We start from the raw sequence: 17,948 nt of genomic DNA, 5'->3' as shown, positions 1-17,948 counted from the left end.
GAAAGGGTAATGAAATTAGCCATAGTCACGGCCTGCCCCAACGGCAAGATCAGCAGCGTACTCAGCGCCCGCTTGCTGGACGCGGCAGCCCAGCGCCTGGGTTGGTCGACCTGCGTCGAGGTGGTCGACCCGCACAAGCCGCAGCGTTGTCTGTCGGCGCAAGACATCGAGCAGGCCGATCTGGTGGTTGCCGTGTACACCGGCCCTCTGGATCTGAGCCGGTTTGCCGGCAAACGCTTATACCAGGCTGCGCCCGCTCAGGCGTTGCAGGATGCCGAAGGGTTTCTCAAGGGCGCCGCCGCGCAGGCACAACCTTTCCAGCCGGCGAGCAGCCCGGCGGCGGCCGTGCAGTCAGCCGCGCAGGGCGCGCGTATTGTGGCCATCACCGCCTGCCCGACCGGCGTGGCGCACACCTTCATGGCCGCCGAGGCCTTGCAACAGGCTGCCAAACGCCTGAACCACGAGCTGCAAGTGGAAACCCAGGGTTCGGTCGGTGCCCGTACCCCATTGAGCGCCGAGGCCATTGAGCAGGCCGATGTGGTGCTGCTGGCCACCGATATTGAAGTGGCCACCGAGCGCTTTGCCGGCAAGCGGATCTACCGCTGCGGTACCGGCATCGCCCTGAAGCAACCTGAGGCGATCCTCGGCAAGGCATTGAGCGAGGCGGTGGTCGAAACCCACGGTAAAGCCAGCGCGGCAGCGACCAAGAGCGAGGGTAATGGCGTTTATAAACACCTGCTGACGGGCGTGTCGTTCATGCTGCCGATGGTGGTGGCCGGCGGCTTGTTGATTGCCTTGTCGTTTGTGTTCGGCATCGAAGCGTTCAAGGAGCAGGGCACTCTGGCGGCGGCCCTGATGCAGATTGGCGGTGAGGCGGCGTTCAAACTGATGGTGCCGCTGCTGGCCGGTTACATCGCCTGGTCCATCGCCGACCGGCCGGGGCTGGCGCCGGGGATGATCGGCGGCTTGCTGGCCAGTACCCTCGGTGCGGGCTTCATTGGCGGGATCGTCGCCGGTTTTCTGGCCGGCTACAGCGCGCAGCTGATCAACCGTTATGCGCGTTTGCCGGCCAGCGTCGAAGCACTCAAACCGATTCTGATCATTCCGCTGCTGGCCAGCCTGTTTACCGGGCTGATGATGATCTACGTGGTGGGGCGGCCGGTGGCAGGGATGCTCAGTGCCTTGACCCAGTTTCTGGAAACCATGGGCACCGCCAACGCCATTTTGCTCGGTGTGGTGCTTGGCGCGATGATGTGCGTCGATCTGGGCGGGCCGATCAACAAGGCGTCTTATGCGTTCTCGGTCGGCTTGTTGGCATCGCAGAGCTACGCGCCCATGGCGGCGGCGATGGCGGCCGGTATGGTACCGCCGATCGGCATGGGCATCGCCAGCCTGCTTGCGCGGCGCAAGTTTGCCCAGAGTGAACGAGAGGCCGGCAAGGCGTCTTTCGTGCTGGGCCTGTGTTTCATTTCCGAGGGCGCGATCCCGTTTGCCGCCAAAGACCCGTTGCGGGTCATTCCGGCAAGCATCGCCGGGGGCGCACTGACCGGCGCCCTGTCGATGTATTTTGGCTGCAAGCTGATGGCGCCGCATGGCGGGCTGTTCGTGATGCTGATCCCCAACGCGATCAACCATGCCTTGCTGTACCTGCTCGCCATCGTTGCCGGCAGCCTGCTGACCGGTGTGCTCTACGCCATGCTTAAACGCCCGGATGTGGTCGAGTTGCGAGTGGCGCCGCAGAGCTGAGTTGCCGTGGCAATACAGGCGTCAGTCGTGTCGCGGCTGGCGCCTGCTTCTGTAAAACCCTGTCACATATGATGTCGTACTTGGCTTATCATTAGTCACCTAACGACGGGACGGGGTGTGGGGCATGCTGGCAATTTTTCTTGAAACACTCAATGTCACCGCCCCGGTGTTTGCGATGCTGTTCATGGGCGTGTTTCTCAAGCGTATCGGCGCCATTAATGACGGCTTCATCGTTACCGCTTCGTCGCTGGTGTTCAATGTCACCATGCCGGCGTTGCTGTTCATGGGCATTGTCCATGCTGATCTGAGCACCGCCCTGCAGCCTGACTTGCTGATCTTTTTCACGCTCTCGACCCTGTTGAGCTTCGCCCTGCTGTGGGGCTGGGCGATCTGGCGCATTCCGTTCGAAGACCGCGGCGTCTACGTGCAAGGCGCATTCCGTGGCAATAACGGCGTGGTCGGCCTGGCGCTGGCGGCGAGCATGTACGGTAGCCATGGCATCTCGGTCGGGGCGATCCTCGCAGCGATGGTCATCCTCTATTACAACGCGCTGTCGACCATGATCCTGGCGGTGTATAGCCCGGTGATCAAATCCGACCCGTGGAGCGTGATCAAGAGCGTCTTGTCCAACCCGCTGATCATCAGCGTAATCGTCGCTTCGCCGTTCGCCTACTACGGTGTGCGCCTGCCGACCTGGTTCGAAACCTCGGCCAACTATCTGGCGCAGATGACCCTGCCGCTGGCGCTGATCTGTATCGGTGGCACCCTGTCGCTGGCCTCGCTGCGCAAGAGCGGCAAAATGGCGGTTGGCGCGAGCCTGATGAAAATGGTCTGGCTGCCGCTGATCTGTACCCTGGCGGCCTGGGCTTATGGTTTCCGGGGCGCAGAGCTGGGCATTCTGTTCCTGTACTTCGCCAGCCCGACCGCAGCGTCGAGCTACATCATGGCCCGCTCGGCCAATGGCAACTACGAGTTGGCGGCAGCGATCATTGTGCTGACCACCCTGGCGGCCGCAGTGACCACCAACATCGGAATCTTCCTGTTGCAGTGGGGTGGCTGGATCTAGGCAGTTGCAGGCGGGGAGCGCCTGCGCTGCTATCGGTGTTGGCGCCACCAACTGCGCAGCATGCCGAGCAAGACCAGAGCGGTCAGTGTCGGCAGCACGAAGCGTAGCATCAGGCTTTCCAGGCGTTCGGCCTGCAGCGAGCCGGTGCTGAAGCCGATGATGTCCAGCCCGTAGAGTGCGTAGAGCGCCAGCAGCAGCAGGCCTTTGAGGCGGTCTATACGCAGCCCGGAATGCAACAGCGGCAGGCACAGTACCGTCACACCGAGCATGATCGGCAGGTCGTAGACCAGTGAGTTGGGCGAGACTGACAGCGGCTGTGGAGCGACCAGCGTGGTCAGGCCCAATACGCCGAGCAGGTTGAACAGGCTGCTGCCGATCACGTTGCCTACGGCGATGTCGCGTTCGCCGCGCAGGGCTGCGATCAACGAGGTGAGCAGCGCCGGGATCGAGGTGGCGACCGCCATCAGGGTCAAACCGATGATGCGCTCTGACAGGCCCAGGTGAATGGCGATCACCACGGTCGCCTCGACCAGCATATGGCCACCGCTGACCAGCGCCGTCAGGCCGGCGGCCAGCATCAGCAAGTGCTTGGCTGCCTGTGGCCGACGGCTCAACTGTTCGGTGCTCTGGTAATGCCCGTGTCGTGCGCCGTGGCTGGCCTGACGCAGGATGATCAACAGGCAGGCGGCAAGGCCCAGCAGCAGTATCACGCCGTCCAGCGTACTGATTTCACCGTTGCGTGCCAGTACGAACAGCAGCACGCAGGCGCCAATCAGCAAGGGTATATCGATACGCACCACCTGCAATGGCACACGCAAGGGGATGATCAGTGCACACAATCCCAGCGTGACCAGCATATTGAAGATATGCCCGCCGACCACGCTGCCCACCGCGATATCCGGGCTTGCCGTCAAGGCCGCCTGCAAGCCCACCGACAGCTGTGGTGCGCTGCTGCCCAGGGCCACGACGGTCAGGCCGATGATCAGCGCACGCACCTGTAACAGGGCGGCCAGGCCGACAGCGGCGCGTACCGACAAACCGGCACCGATCAATAGCAACAGCAGGCCGCTGGCCAATTGCAGCAGCAGTTGGGGGGGCAGAGCAATCAGATAGCTAATGGCAAGGCCCTCATTCCAGGCTCTGGATACGGACTTTGGCGGTTCCGCTGCGCAGCATGCCCAGTTGCTCGGCGGCTTCGCGGGACACATCGATCAGCCGGCCGCGGGTGTGCGGGCCACGGTCATTGATCCGCAGCACGACACTGCGTTCGTTGTTGAGGTTGGTGACTTTGACCCGGGTGCCGAAGGGTAACTGGCGATGCGCGGCGGTCAGGGCATGCTGGTCGAACGGCTCGCCGCTGGCGGTGCGCTTGCCATGGTGGGCGTTGCCGTAATAGGACGCGGTACCGATCTGGTCGTAACCGTGCGGGTCAATGGTGTGGCTGGCGCAGCCAGCCAGCAGGGAAAGCAGGGAACAGGCAATGAGCAATCGGCGCATGGAGATTATCCTTCTCGGGTTATTACGCCAGGCATGAGCCTGTATGGGCTGCAACAGATCACCCGTCTTGCAGGAGCGGCCGGGCGGCGATCCGCTTTAGCTGCGAAACCTTCGCGGCTAAATCCTTCGCGGCTAAAGCCGCTCCTGCGGGGGGTGACCTTGAATCAGCCTTCCAGTTTGGTCTTGAGCAGTTCGTTGACCTGTTGCGGGTTGGCTTTGCCTTTGGAGACTTTCATCGCCTGGCCAACGAAGAAGCCGAACATCTTGCCGCGCTTGGCCTCGTCGGCGGCGCGGTACTGCTCGACCTGTTCGGCGTTAGCGGCAAGCATCTCGTCGAGCATCGCCTCGATCGCGCCGCTGTCGGTTACCTGCTTCAGGCCGCGCTTGTCGATGACTTCATCGGCGCTGCCTTCACCATTGGCCATCGCTTCGAAGACCATCTTGGCGATCTTGCCGGAAATGGTGTTGTCGCGAATGCGCAGCAGCATGCCACCCAGTTGCTCGGCACTGACCGGCGACGCTTCGATTTCCAGGCCTTGCTTGTTGAGCAGGCTGCCCAGCTCGACCATGACCCAGTTGGCCGCCAGCTTGGCGTCACCGCTGATGCTGACCACCTGCTCGAAGTAATCGGCCTGCTCGCGGCTGCTGGCCAGTACGCTGGCATCGTAGCTGGACAGGCCGAACTGGCTCTGGAAGCGCTCGCGCTTTTGTTGCGGCAGCTCGGGCAGGGTGGCGCGGGTGGCTTCGATGAACGAGTCTTCGATAATCACCGGCAGCAGGTCCGGGTCGGGGAAGTAACGGTAGTCGTTGGCTTCCTCCTTGCTGCGCATGGCGCGGGTTTCGTCCTTGTTCGGATCGTACAGGCGAGTTTGCTGCACGACCTTGCCGCCGTCTTCGATCAGGTCGATCTGGCGCTGGATCTCGCTGTTGATGGCCTTTTCGATGAAGCGGAACGAGTTGACGTTCTTGATCTCGCAGCGGGTGCCGAACTCGACCTGGCCCTTTGGCCGGATCGAGACGTTGCAGTCGCAGCGCAGCGAGCCTTCGGCCATGTTGCCGTCGCAGATGCCCAGGTAGCGCACCAGCGCATGAATGGCGCGCACATAGGCGACCGCTTCCTTGGCGCTGCGCATGTCAGGCTCGGAAACGATTTCCAGCAGGGGCGTGCCGGCGCGGTTCAGGTCGATGCCGCTCATGCCGCTGAAATCTTCGTGCAGGCTCTTGCCGGCGTCTTCTTCCAGGTGCGCCCGGGTAATGCCGACGCGCTTGACCGTGCCGTCTTCCAGAGTGATGTCCAGGTGGCCCTTGCCGACCACCGGCAGTTCCATCTGGCTGATCTGGTAGCCCTTGGGCAGGTCAGGGTAGAAGTAGTTCTTGCGCGCGAACACGTTGTGCTGGCCGATCTCGGCATCGACCGCCAGGCCGAACTTCACCGCCATGCGCACGGCTTCTTTATTGAGCACCGGCAGCACGCCCGGCATGCCCAGATCAACCAGGCTGGCCTGGGTGTTGGGCTCGGAGCCGAACGTGGTGGCACTGCCGGAGAAAATCTTCGATTGGGTCAAAAGCTGGGTGTGGATTTCCAGCCCGATGACGACTTCCCATTGCATGTGATCTTCTCCTTAGAAGCCTTCAGGGGCGCGGGTGTGCCAGTCAGTGTTCAACTGATACTGGTGCGCGATGTTCAGCAGGCGACCTTCCTGGAAGTAAGGAGCGAGCAATTGCACGCCGACCGGCAGGCCGTCGACGAACCCGGCCGGCATCGACAGGCCTGGCAGGCCGGCGAGGTTGGCGGTGATGGTGTACACGTCTTCCAGATACGCGGCGACCGGGTCGCTGCTCTTGGTGCCGAGCTTCCAGGCCGGGTTCGGCGTGGTCGGGCCGAGGATTACGTCGACCTCGGCAAAGGCGTTCATGAAGTCGTTCTTGATCAGCCGGCGGATCTTCTGTGCCTTGAGGTAATAGGCATCGTAGTAACCGGCCGACAGCGCATAGGCGCCGACCATGATGCGGCGCTGCACCTCAGGGCCGAAACCTTCGCCACGCGAACGCTTGTACAGGTCGGTGAGGTCTTTGGGCTCTTCGCAGCGATGGCCGAAGCGCACGCCGTCGAAACGCGACAGGTTCGAGGATGCCTCGGCCGGCGCGATGACGTAATAGGCCGGGATGCCGTGCTGCAGATTCGGCAGGCTGATTGGCTTGACCACGGCGCCGAGCTTTTCCAGCTCCTTGACGCTGTCTTGCACCAGTTGCGCAATGCGCGGGTCCAGGCCAGCACCGAAGTACTCTTTCGGCAGGCCGATGCGCAGCCCCTTGAGCGAGTCGTTCAGGGTCGCGCTGTAGTCCGGCACCGGTTCATCGATGCTGGTGGAGTCTTTCGCGTCGAAGCCGGCCATGCCTTGCAGCAGCAGGGCGCAGTCTTCAGCGGTGCGGGCCAGCGGGCCGCCCTGGTCGAGGCTCGATGCGTAGGCAATCATGCCCCAGCGCGAAACACGACCGTAGGTCGGTTTCAGGCCGGTGAGGTTGGTCAGCGCAGCAGGCTGACGAATCGAGCCGCCGGTGTCGGTGCCGGTGGTCGCGGGCAGCAGGCGCGCGGCAACCGCCGCTGCGGAGCCGCCGGACGAACCGCCGGGTACGTGCTCAAGGCTCCAGGGGTTTTTCACCGCACCGTAGTAGCTCGATTCGTTGGCCGAACCCATGGCGAATTCGTCCATGTTGGTTTTGCCCAGCGTCACGGTGCCGGCTTTGGCGAGCTTTTCCACAACCGTGGCGTCGTACGGCGCCCGGAAGTTGTCGAGCATGCGCGAGCCACAACTGGTGCGCACACCCTGGGTGCAGAACAGGTCCTTGTGTGCCAGCGGGGCACCGAGCAGTGCGCCGGTTTCGCCGGCAGCACGCCGGGCATCGGCGGCCTGGGCCTGGGTGATGGCCAGGTCTTCGGTGACGGTAATGAAGCTGTTGAGCTGCGGGTCGAGCTTATTGATGCGCTCGAGCAGGTTGCGGGTCAGCTCTTCAGAGGAGAATTTCTTGTCGGCGAGTCCGCGGGCGATCTCGGCCAGAGTCATTTGATGCATGCAGGCGCTTTCCCTTACTCGATGACTTTCGGTACCAGATACAGGCCTTGCTCGACCGCTGGGGCGATGGCCTGGTATTCGTCGCGATGATTCTGTTCGGTGACGGCGTCTTCGCGCAGGCGCTGCGAGGCTTCCAGAGGGTGCGCCAGCGGTTCGATGCCGTTGGTGTCGACCGCTTGCATCTGGTCGACCAGGCCGAGAATGCTGTTAAGTGCTTCGGTGGTGCGTGGCAAGTCGGCATCGTCAAGGCCCAGGCGGGCCAGATGGGCGATCTTTTCCACGTCGCTGCGTTCGAGCGCCATGAGAATTCTCCAGTGGGGTGCGAAGGATCAGGGTCCATGCACTGATTGCGGAACACAACGGCGATTTTGCGGTCCTAGAACCTCAAACGCGCAGGGTCGTGCTCGGAAAAACAGCCAATTTAACATATTGGCTCCTTGCCCAAAATCCCTGTCGTTGTTAGAGTTTGCCGCACTTTTTTACCCACGCGTTCCCTAGGGTCCCCTTCCCATGTTCAAGAAACTGCGTGGCATGTTTTCCAGTGATCTTTCTATCGACCTGGGCACTGCCAACACCCTTATTTACGTGCGTGAGCGCGGTATTGTCCTGAATGAACCCTCGGTTGTTGCCATCCGCACCCACGGCAACCAGAAGAGCGTCGTCGCTGTAGGTACCGAGGCCAAGCGCATGCTGGGCCGTACTCCAGGCAACATTGCTGCCATTCGTCCGATGAAAGATGGTGTGATCGCCGATTTCAGCGTCTGCGAAAAGATGCTGCAGTACTTCATCAACAAGGTTCATGAAAACAGCTTTCTGCAGCCAAGCCCGCGCGTGTTGATTTGCGTTCCGTGCAAGTCCACCCAGGTTGAGCGCCGCGCCATCCGTGAATCGGCACTCGGTGCCGGTGCCCGTGAAGTGTTCCTGATCGAAGAGCCGATGGCCGCTGCCATCGGTGCCGGCCTGCCGGTTGAAGAAGCCCGCGGCTCGATGGTCGTCGACATCGGTGGTGGTACCACCGAAATCGCCCTGATCTCGCTCAACGGCGTGGTCTATGCCGAATCCGTACGGGTTGGCGGTGACCGTTTCGACGAGGCCATCGTGACTTACGTGCGCCGTAACTACGGCAGCCTGATCGGCGAATCCACTGCCGAGCGTATCAAGCAGGAAATCGGCACCGCGTTCCCGGGTGGCGAAGTCCGTGAAGTTGACGTTCGTGGCCGTAACCTGGCCGAGGGCGTGCCGCGTGCCTTTACCCTGAACTCCAACGAAGTGCTTGAAGCCCTGCAGGAGTCGCTGGCGACCATCGTTCAGGCGGTCAAGAGCGCGCTGGAGCAATCGCCACCTGAGCTGGCTTCGGACATCGCCGAGCGCGGCCTGGTGCTGACCGGTGGTGGCGCCCTGCTGCGCGACCTCGACAAGTTGCTGGCCCAGGAAACCGGCCTGCCGGTAATCGTTGCCGAAGACCCGCTGACCTGTGTGGCTCGTGGCGGTGGCCGCGCGCTGGAAATGATGGACAAGCACTCCATGGACCTGCTCTCCAGCGAGTGATTCGTCGGACGTGCGCCAGCCACTTTTTGGTGAGAGGGTGCTTACAAAGTCGGCGAACCAAGGCAATACAAGGCGAAATTGGCCGAAAAAGCGGAGTTTACTGTAGTAAATGAGCATTTTGAGGTCGATTTCAACGCAGTATCGCCGAGTGCAGCCATGTTGTAAGCATCCTCTTGCAGGTAGCCCTTGTGCGACCTGTGGGCGCGCCCAACGCGCTTTTCATCTGTCCAGGCTTCTCTTGCTCATGAACATCCGCCAAGCCAGGCCCGCACCTTCGAGCGAATGCCCGAAAGGAGTGGCCTATTAAACCGCTTTTCGCCAAAGGCCCTTCGCTGGGTGTGCGTCTGCTCGTGCTGGCGGTGCTGTCTGTAACGCTGATGGTGGTGGACGCCCGTTTCACCCTGCTCAAGCCGGTGCGCAGCCAGATGTCGCTGGTGCTGATGCAGGCTTACTGGGTCGTCGATTTGCCACAGCGTCTTTATCAGGGCGTTGCCTCGCAATTTGGCAGCCGCACCGAGCTGCTCGCCGAAAACGAAAAACTCAAGACTGAAGCCTTGCTGCTGCAAGGGCGCCTGCAGAAACTGGCAGCCCTGACCGAGCAGAACGTGCGGCTGCGCGAGTTGCTCAACTCCTCGGCGCTGGTCAACGAGAAAGTCGAGGTGGCCGAACTCATCGGCATGGACCCCAACCCGTTCACTCATCGCATCATCATCAACAAAGGCGAGCGCGACGGTGTGTTCCTCGGCCAGCCGGTGCTCGATGCCCGCGGGTTGATGGGCCAGGTGGTCGAGTTGATGCCTTATACCGCCCGGGTCCTGCTGCTGACCGACACCACTCATAGCATTCCGGTGCAGGTCAACCGCAACGGCTTGCGCGCTATCGCCAGTGGTACAGGCAACCCGGAGCGTCTGGAATTGCGGCATGTGGCCGATACCGCTGATATCAAAGAGGGTGATCTGCTGGTCAGCTCTGGCCTGGGCCAGCGCTTCCCGGCCGGTTATCCGGTGGCGACGGTCAAGGAAGTAATTCACGATTCCGGGCAACCGTTCGCCATTGTGCGGGCGGTGCCTACTGCCGCTTTGAATCGCAGTCGCTACCTGCTACTGGTGTTTTCTGACGGGCGTTCGCCTGAAGAGCGTGCCGCAGAGGCGGCCCAGGCCCAGGAAAGCCTGGACAGAAGCGAAGCCGCGGTAGCGCCTGCGACACCTGCCACTTACGCGCCGGTGCTGTCGAACATTCCGGGGGCGTTGTTGCCGTTCTACCCAGGCCCTATACCGGGCCTTGCGGCACCGGCCACGCACAGCACGCCGCAGCCGGCCAGCCCTGCGCCGGCCAGCAGTCGCCCGGCCGCCAGGCCGGCGGCGAGCCCACCGGCAGCGGCCCCCGCGAACAGAACACCGTCCACCTCCCGGGAGCCTATTGATGGTTAGTCATGTATCCGGGCGCAATGGCTGGGTGGTCTGGCTGACGTTCGCCATCGGCCTGTTGCTCAGTATCGTACCGTTGCCACAGTTCATGGAGTTCTTCCGGCCCATGTGGCTGGCGCTGTTGATGACCTTCTGGGCGCTGACTCTGCCGCATCGCATCGGCATGACCACCGCCTGGTTGCTGGGGCTGATGGAGGATGTGCTGTATGGCACCTTGCTGGGCCAGCATGCATTGATCCTGACGCTGATCACCTGTCTGGTCATGGCTTTGCAGCAGCGCCTGCGGATCTACCCGATGTGGCAGCAATGCCTGATCCTGCTGGTGGTCTATGGCGTCGCGCAACTGGCCCAGTTGTGGCTCAGCGCACTGACTGGCAATCGCCAGCCGACCCTGACCCTGGTCCTGCCGGCGCTGGTCAGTGCCTTGCTGTGGCCATGGATCAGCTATGGCTTACGCGGGCTGAGCAACCGCTTGAAAATCAATTAAGCCAGGCGCTCCAGGCGGGGCGTCGCTGACAAGGAGACGTCCTCATGCCACCTGTGCTTTACCTGGCTTCCGGTTCACCGCGACGTCGTGAGCTGCTGACCCAGATCGGCATCCCTTTCAACGTGCTGAGCGCGCAGATCGACGAAAGCCCTTTGCCTGATGAGCCACCGGCCAGTTATGTCGAGCGTCTGGCGCGGGGCAAGGCGGCGGCCGGCCTGGCCTTGCTCGACCATGAGCCTGCCTGTGTCATGGGCGCTGACACGGCAGTGGTGCTGGACGGTCGAATTCTTGGCAAGCCGCAGGATGAGGCCGATGCCTTGGCCATGCTGGCCGCCTTGTCGGGGCGTGAACACCAGGTACTCACCGCCGTGGCAGTGCTTGATCGGCAGCGCTGCGAAAGTCGCGTGGTGAGCAGCCAGGTGCGGTTCAGAGCGATCAGCGCCGACCAGGCGCGGGCTTATTGGTCCACCGGCGAGCCGCAGGACAAGGCGGGCAGCTATGCGATTCAGGGGCTGGCAGCCATATTTGTCGAGGCCCTGCACGGCAGTTATTCCGCGGTTGTCGGCTTGCCGTTGTGTGAAACAGCAGACCTGCTGGGGCTTTTCGGCATACCCTGTTGGCAAGGCCCGGAAGGTGAGCAGCCATGAGTGAAGAAATCCTGATCAATATCACCCCCATGGAGTCCCGTGTGGCGGTGGTCGAAAACGGTGTTCTGCAAGAGGTCCACGTCGAGCGCACCCAGCGTCGCGGCATCGTCGGCAATATCTATAAAGGCAAGGTTGTCAGGGTCTTGCCCGGCATGCAGGCTGCCTTCATCGACATCGGCCTGGATCGGGCAGCATTCATCCATGCCTCGGAAATCTCCCTGCGTGAAGGCTCGGCGGTCGAGCCGATCAGCTCGCTGGTGCATGAAGGCCAGAGCCTGGTGGTCCAGGTCACCAAGGACCCGATCGGCAGCAAGGGCGCACGCCTGACCACGCAGTTGTCCATTCCGTCGCGCTATCTGGTGTATATGCCGCGCACCGCGCATGTCGGCATCTCACTGAAGATCGAAGACGAGGGCGAGCGCGAGCGCTTGAAAAAGGTGGTCAGCGACTGCGTCGAGCAGGAGGGCATCAAGGAGGCCGGCGGGTTTATCCTGCGTACCGCTGCCGAAGGCGCCGGCGCCGACGAGATCCTCATGGACATCCGTTACCTGCGCCGCCTGTGGGATCAGATCGGCGAGCAGATCAAGACCATCAGCCCGCCCAGCGTCATCTACGAAGACCTGGGTCTGGCGTTGCGTACTTTGCGCGACCTGGTCAGCCCGCGGATCGAGAAGATCCGCATCGACTCGCGGGAAACCTTCCAGAAGACCGGCCAGTTCGTCACTGAACTGATGCCCGAGATCGCCGATCGCCTGGAGCACTACCCCGGCGAGCGACCGATCTTCGATCTGTACGGCGTCGAGGATGAAATCCAGAAAGCGCTGGAGCGCAAGGTGCCGCTTAAGTCCGGCGGCTACCTGGTGGTCGATCCGGCCGAGGCGATGACGACCATCGACGTCAATACCGGTGCTTTTGTCGGTCATCGCAACCTTGAAGAAACCATCTTCAAGACCAATCTGGAGGCGGCCACCGCCATCGCCCGGCAACTGCGCCTGCGCAACCTGGGCGGCATCATCATCATCGACTTCATCGACATGGAAGACGTCGAGCATCAGCGTCAGGTGCTGCGCACCCTGGAGAAACAGCTCGAACGCGACCATGCCAAAACCAACATCATCGGCATCACCGAGCTTGGCCTGGTGCAGATGACCCGTAAACGTACCCGTGAAAGCCTGGAGCAGATCCTTTGCGAGCCCTGCCACTGCTGTCAGGGGCGCGGCAAGCTGAAAACGCCGGAGACCATCTGCTATGAGATATTCCGCGAAATCCTGCGTGAGGCCCGGGCGTATCAGGCGGTCGGTTACCGGGTGCTGGCCAACCAGCGGGTAGTTGACCGTCTGCTCGACGAAGAATCGGGCAATGTCGCGGAACTTGAAGCCTTCATTGGCCGAACCATTCGCTTCCAGGTCGAGTCAATGTATTCCCAGGAACAATACGACGTTGTGCTGCTGTAGGAGCGGCTTTAGCCGCGACACGCGGACCCGGTGGGAAGAGCCGGCCGGCGCCCCGGTCTGCTCGCGAAGAGGCCAGTAAAGTCACAGCATCTGCTGCGAATGTACTGCCGTCTTCGCCAGCAAAGCTGCCTCCCACCGAGATTTGTGTACTTGACCGAACAGTATTGGCTTTAGCTGCGAACACCCTGCAAACAACCCGCCCAGCGTATCGATGCGAGTAACGTGTGACCAATGAGCAAACCTCGGCCCCGACTGCACTGGCCTGTATGAAACAACCGCCCATGCGACGGGTTTTCGTCTGATGGGGCGGGTGCCTGGCCTGTTGGCAACCCTGACGCGGTGGGGGCTGAGCCTGTGTGCCTTGCTGTTGGTCCTGGCGGCCCTGTACGTCAGCCTTGGCCGGCAACTGGTGCCCATGGTCGCCGAGTACCGTGCCGATCTTGAAAGCCGGGCCAGCAGCGCACTCGACATGCCGGTCAGCATTGGCAGCCTGGAAGGCCGCTGGAGCGGCTTCGCTCCGGTGTTGCTGGCCCATGATGTGATGGTTGGCTCAGGCGGCAATCAATTGCGCCTCGATCAGGTGCGGGTGGTGCCGGCGTTGTGGGCCAGCCTCAAGGCCCGCACGGTGCGTCTGGCGCATCTGGAAGTCAGCGGTCTGCAAGTGGTGCTCAGCCAGGCCGAGGACGGTCAGTGGCGCTTGCAGGGGCTGCCCGTCAAGGACGACACCCCGACCGATCCGGCGCAGGTTCTCAAGAGCCTGCAGCAGGTCGCGCATCTTTCGCTGCTCGACAGCCAGGTCACGGTGCAGCCGTTCCAGGCCAACCCGCTGACGTTCACCTACGTCAACCTGAGTCTGGCGAGCGGCAGCTGGCAGCAGCGCCTGGACGCCCGTTTGAATCTGCCAGATGGCCAGCCGCTGGCATTGAACGTAAAGGCCCGCGTCGATGCCAGCCGCTGGCGCGAAGCCCAGGCCGATGTCTATCTGAGCCTGCCACAGAGTGACTGGGCCAAATGGTTGCCCGGCAACCTGACCCGTGACTGGCATCTGCACACCCTGAAGGCCGGTGGCGAGTTCTGGCTGGGCTGGGACAAGGGCACAGTGCAGCGTGCAGCAGTGCGTCTCAATGCGCCGCAACTGGAAGGCGGTTACCAGCAGTACAAACCTGCGCGCATCGACAATCTGGCGCTCAATGCCTGGCTGGCGCGCAACGATCAGGGGATCCGGGTCACCCTCGGTTCGCTGGCCATGAGTCTGGGCGAGCAGCGCTGGGAGAGTCGGGTGCAGGTCCAGCAGCATCAGGCCCGGCCCGGCAGCGAGAATGAGGAGCGCTGGCATGTCGAGGCCGACCGCCTCGACCTGACCCCACTGACCCCGCTGCTTCAGGCGCTGGCACCGATGCCCGATGGTCTGCGCGAGGTGGTCAAGCGTCTGCAGGTCACTGGCGGGCTGCGCAATGTGTTACTCGACTGGCGACCGCAGGCTAGCGGTGACGAGCGGCTGAGCTTTGCCGCCAACCTGGACCGGGTCGGTTTCGATGCCTACCACGGCGCGCCGGCCGCCGGTAACGTCAGCGGGGCGATCAGCGGTGATCTGGGCAAGGGCGAGCTGCGTCTGGCCACGGATGATTTCATGCTGCATCTGGACCCGATTTTCGCCAAGCCCTGGCACTACCTCAAAGCCAATGCCCGCCTGACCTGGACCCTCGATCAGGAGCGTTTCACCCTGATTGCGCCGTACATCAAGGTGCTTGGCGAAGAGGGCAAGATTGCGGCGGATTTCTTGATCCGTATTCATCTCAAGCCCGGTCATGAAGACTATATGGACCTGCGCGTCGGGCTGACCGACGGCGACGGCCGGTTTACCGGCAAGTACCTGCCTGCCGTCCTCAGCCCGGCGCTGGACCACTGGCTGCGCACCGCCATTGTGGCGGGAGATGTCAGGGAAGGGTTTTTCCAGTACCAGGGCTCGTTGCACAAGGACGCCAGCGACACCGCGCGGGTGATCAGCCTGTTCTTCGATGTGGGCAATGCAACGCTGGACTTCCAGCCGGGCTGGCCGTTGCTGACCGGCATCGACGGCAAGGTGTATGTCGAGAACAGCGGGGTACGGATCAAGGCCAGCAAGGGCCAGCTGCTCGATACCCGGGTCAGTGAGGTGCGCGTCGAGGTGCCACATGCGCCCAAGGGCCAGCCCAGCCATCTGTTGGTCGACGGCAAGTTTGCAGGCAGCCTGGTCGACGGTCTGAAAATCCTCCAGAGCGCGCCGCTTGGTACGGCGGCGACATTTGCCGGTTGGCAGGGGCAGGGGCCGCTCAATGGCAGCCTGAAACTGGACATCCCGCTGGAGAAGGGCCTGGAACCGAAGATCCTGGTGGATTTTGCCAGTGAGGGCGCGCAACTCAAACTGGCCGAGCCGGTACTGGACCTGACCCAGCTCAAGGGCGAGTTCCGTTTTGACAGCGCGCGGGGGTTGTCTGGCAAGGGTATCAGTGCTCAGGCGTTCGGTCGTCCGGTTACCGCCGAGATTACCGCTGAAGGCAAGCCAGGCGCGAACGTCACGCGCATCACTGCCAATGGCCAGATTGCCTTGAAGCGTCTCACCGACTGGCTGAGCTTTACCCAGCCGCTGCCGGTGTCGGGCGATATTCCTTACCAGTTGCAGTTGCTGCTCGATGGCGCGTCGACGCCGCTGTCGATCACTTCAAGCCTGCAAGGATTGGCAGTGGATCTGCCGGCCCCGTTCGGCAAATCCCGTGATGAAGCCCGCCCCAGTGAATTGCGGATGACCCTGCAAGGCAGCGAGCGGCGCTATGATGCGGCCTATGGTGAACTGGCCAATCTGGCCTGGGCGGCGCCGGCCAGCAACCCGGCACAAGGGCGTGGCGAGCTGTTTATCGGCAAGGGCGGCGCAGTGGTGCCCCAGGCCAAAGGCTTGCGGATTACCGGCAGCCTGGCGGAACTGGACCTCAGCCCCTGGCAGGACGTTGCCCAACGCTACAGCGGCAACGACCCCGGCGGCAGCGCCCGACAGACCCTTGGCGGTGTGGATCTGCAGGTCGGCAGGCTGACCGCCATGGGCACCACCCTGGACCAGGCGCGGGTTCAGTTGGAGCGCAATGCTGCCGCCTGGCGATTGTCGCTGGACAGTACCCAGGCCAAAGGCAGTGCGCTGTTGCCCGATGCCAAAAACGCGCCGATCGACATCGCCATGCAGTATGTACGCTTGCCGGCGCCCGATCCTGACGCGCCGGTGGTGGATAACCCGCCTGACCCGCTGGCGGAGGTTGACCCGCGCAAGATTCCGGCACTGGACGTCAATATCAACCAGCTATTCCAGGGCCAGCAACTGGTCGGCGCCTGGGCGCTGAAGATCCGTCCGACACCGACAGGCCTGCGCTTGAGCGATCTGAGCCTGGGGCTCAAGGGCCTGTTGCTGGAAGGCGAGGGTGGCTGGGAAGGCGCGCCAGGGACCAGCAGCAGTTGGCTCAAGGGGCATATGGCGGGCAAGAATCTGGGCGATGTGCTCAAAGCCTGGAATTTCGCTCCGACCGTGACCAGTCAGACGTTCGATCTGGACATCGACGGGCGTTGGCCCGGTTCGCCAGCCTGGGTCGGCCTGAAGCGTTACTCCGGCAGCCTGGATGCGACGTTGCGCAATGGTCAGTTCGTCGAGGTCGAGGGCGGTGCGCAAGCGTTGCGGGTGTTCGGCTTGCTGAATTTCAACTCCATCGGTCGTCGCCTGCGGCTGGACTTCTCCGACCTGCTGGGCAAGGGCTTGAGTTACGATCGGGTCAAAGGTCTGTTGGTGGCCAGCGACGGTGTCTATGTGACACGCAAGCCGATCACCCTGACCGGTCCGTCGAGTAATCTTGAGCTGGACGGCACCCTGGATATGGTCAAGGATCGGGTCGATGCCAAGCTGCTGGTCACTCTGCCGGTTACCAACAACCTGCCGATTGCCGCGCTGATTGTGGGTGCACCAGCCATCGGCGGTGCATTGTTTATCGCAGACAAACTGTTGGGCGATCGTGTAGCACGCTTTGCCAGCGTCCAGTACAAGGTCGAAGGTCCCTGGAAGGAGCCGAAGATCACCTTCGACAAACCGTTCGAGAAGCCTCAGTAACCGCATTGCCGGAAAGGACTCAGGAGCAAGCCATGACATTTGCCGTCATTCAGATGGTCAGCCAGAGCGACATTGCAGACAACCTGCGCCAGGCCCGGCGCTTGCTGGAGCAGGCGGCCGGGCAGGGCGCCCGGCTGGCGGTGCTGCCAGAAAACTTCTCGGCACTGGGCCGGCGTGACGCCGCCGCCATCGGCCGTGCCGAGGCGTTGGGCGATGGTCCCATCCTGCCATGGTTGAAACAGGCCGCCCGCGACCTCAGGTTATGGATAGTCGCCGGCACCTTGCCGTTGCCGCCCGAGGGGCAGCCCGAGGGCAAGGTCACCGCCTGCTCGCTGCTGATCGATGAACACGGCGAACAGGCCGCGCGCTATGACAAGCTGCACCTGTTCGATGTGGATGTTACTGACAATCGCGGGCGCTACCGTGAGTCTGATGACTATGCTCATGGAGCCAACGTGGTGGTGGCCGACACGCCGGTAGGCCGGCTGGGCTTGAGCGTATGTTACGACCTGCGCTTTCCCGAGTTGTACACCGCCTTGCGTGAAGCGGGCGCTGAGTTGATTACCGCACCTTCGGCGTTCACCGCCGTGACCGGTGCGGCGCACTGGGAGGTCCTGATTCGCGCCCGCGCGATCGAGACCCAGTGTTACCTGCTGGCAGCCGCCCAGGGCGGCGTGCACCCCGGCCCACGGGAAACCTGGGGCCAGGCCGCGATCATCGACCCTTGGGGGCGGGTGCTGGCCGAGCAGGACAAAGGCGAAGCCGTGCTGCTGGCGCAGCGCGACAGTGAAGAACAGGCGTCCATACGGGCGCGGATGCCGGTGTCCAGTCACCGGCGCTTTACAGTGCAGGACGCGGTGCGGCCTGCTTCGGAGTGAA

14 protein-coding genes are annotated in these 17,948 nt (G+C 62.7%); 9 read left to right on the top strand and 5 right to left on the bottom strand.

Annotated elements, in window-relative coordinates:
* Positions 1-9 precede the first annotated feature (9 nt).
* Entirely contained in the window at positions 10-1,746 is a 1,737-nt protein-coding gene (locus NJC38_RS18245) for a PTS fructose-like transporter subunit IIB (protein WP_045487825.1), read from the top strand.
* Positions 1,747-1,870: 124 nt separating this feature from the next.
* Complete coding sequence (locus tag NJC38_RS18240) at positions 1,871-2,812, top strand: AEC family transporter (protein WP_045487827.1); 942 nt, start codon at positions 1,871-1,873, stop codon at positions 2,810-2,812.
* A 29-nt stretch (positions 2,813-2,841) separates the two neighbouring features.
* Here NJC38_RS18240 and NJC38_RS18235 read toward each other — a convergent pair whose 3' ends face one another.
* The 5 genes from NJC38_RS18235 to gatC all read right to left on the bottom strand — a co-directional run bounded on the left by NJC38_RS18235 (position 2,842) and on the right by gatC (position 7,685).
* Complete coding sequence (locus tag NJC38_RS18235; protein ID WP_045487830.1) at positions 2,842-3,888, bottom strand: calcium/sodium antiporter; 1,047 nt, start codon at positions 3,886-3,888, stop codon at positions 2,842-2,844.
* 52 nt (positions 3,889-3,940) lie between these two features.
* Entirely contained in the window at positions 3,941-4,309 is a 369-nt protein-coding gene (locus tag NJC38_RS18230) for a septal ring lytic transglycosylase RlpA family protein (RefSeq protein ID WP_045487833.1), read from the bottom strand.
* Positions 4,310-4,473: 164 nt separating this feature from the next.
* Positions 4,474-5,919, bottom strand: coding sequence for an Asp-tRNA(Asn)/Glu-tRNA(Gln) amidotransferase subunit GatB (gene gatB / locus NJC38_RS18225; RefSeq protein ID WP_045487836.1), 1,446 nt, complete (start codon positions 5,917-5,919; stop codon positions 4,474-4,476).
* A gap of 12 nt (positions 5,920-5,931) precedes the next feature.
* Positions 5,932-7,383 (bottom strand): Asp-tRNA(Asn)/Glu-tRNA(Gln) amidotransferase subunit GatA, encoded by a 1,452-nt coding sequence (gene gatA / locus NJC38_RS18220; RefSeq protein WP_253116329.1) that lies wholly within the window; start codon positions 7,381-7,383, stop codon positions 5,932-5,934.
* Positions 7,384-7,397: 14 nt separating this feature from the next.
* Positions 7,398-7,685: an Asp-tRNA(Asn)/Glu-tRNA(Gln) amidotransferase subunit GatC gene (gene gatC, locus NJC38_RS18215; RefSeq protein WP_045487841.1), complete on the bottom strand. Its 288-nt coding sequence runs from the start codon at positions 7,683-7,685 to the stop codon at positions 7,398-7,400.
* A 208-nt stretch (positions 7,686-7,893) separates the two neighbouring features.
* Here gatC and mreB point away from each other — a divergent pair, with 208 nt between their 5' ends.
* From mreB to NJC38_RS18180, 7 genes are all read left to right on the top strand, one after another.
* Positions 7,894-8,931, top strand: a complete 1,038-nt coding sequence (gene mreB / locus NJC38_RS18210) for a rod shape-determining protein MreB (RefSeq protein ID WP_045487844.1) — start codon at positions 7,894-7,896, stop codon at positions 8,929-8,931.
* Positions 8,932-9,233: 302 nt separating this feature from the next.
* Entirely contained in the window at positions 9,234-10,361 is a 1,128-nt protein-coding gene (gene mreC / locus NJC38_RS18205; RefSeq protein WP_084709966.1) for a rod shape-determining protein MreC, read from the top strand.
* Positions 10,354-10,845, top strand: coding sequence for a rod shape-determining protein MreD (gene mreD / locus NJC38_RS18200; protein WP_253116326.1), 492 nt, complete (start codon positions 10,354-10,356; stop codon positions 10,843-10,845). Before mreC ends, mreD begins: the two co-directional genes overlap by 8 nt.
* A 44-nt stretch (positions 10,846-10,889) precedes the next feature.
* Complete coding sequence (locus NJC38_RS18195; RefSeq protein ID WP_045487850.1) at positions 10,890-11,492, top strand: Maf family protein; 603 nt, start codon at positions 10,890-10,892, stop codon at positions 11,490-11,492.
* Positions 11,489-12,946: a ribonuclease G gene (gene rng / locus NJC38_RS18190; RefSeq protein WP_045487853.1), complete on the top strand. Its 1,458-nt coding sequence runs from the start codon at positions 11,489-11,491 to the stop codon at positions 12,944-12,946. Before NJC38_RS18195 ends, rng begins: the two co-directional genes overlap by 4 nt.
* 301 nt (positions 12,947-13,247) lie before the next feature.
* Positions 13,248-17,069 (top strand): YhdP family protein, encoded by a 3,822-nt coding sequence (locus NJC38_RS18185; RefSeq protein ID WP_253116325.1) that lies wholly within the window; start codon positions 13,248-13,250, stop codon positions 17,067-17,069.
* A gap of 32 nt (positions 17,070-17,101) precedes the next feature.
* A complete protein-coding gene (locus NJC38_RS18180) occupies positions 17,102-17,947 on the top strand; it encodes a carbon-nitrogen hydrolase family protein (RefSeq protein WP_253116323.1) in 846 nt (281 codons plus the stop codon).
* Position 17,948: the final 1 nt, after the last annotated feature.

The sequence above is a fragment of the Pseudomonas sp. 21LCFQ010 genome (assembly GCF_024129905.1).
Lineage (GTDB): Bacteria > Pseudomonadota > Gammaproteobacteria > Pseudomonadales > Pseudomonadaceae > Aquipseudomonas.
The sequence above is the reverse complement of the archived record's forward strand: the minus strand, read 5'-3'. Positions and strand labels throughout refer to the sequence as shown.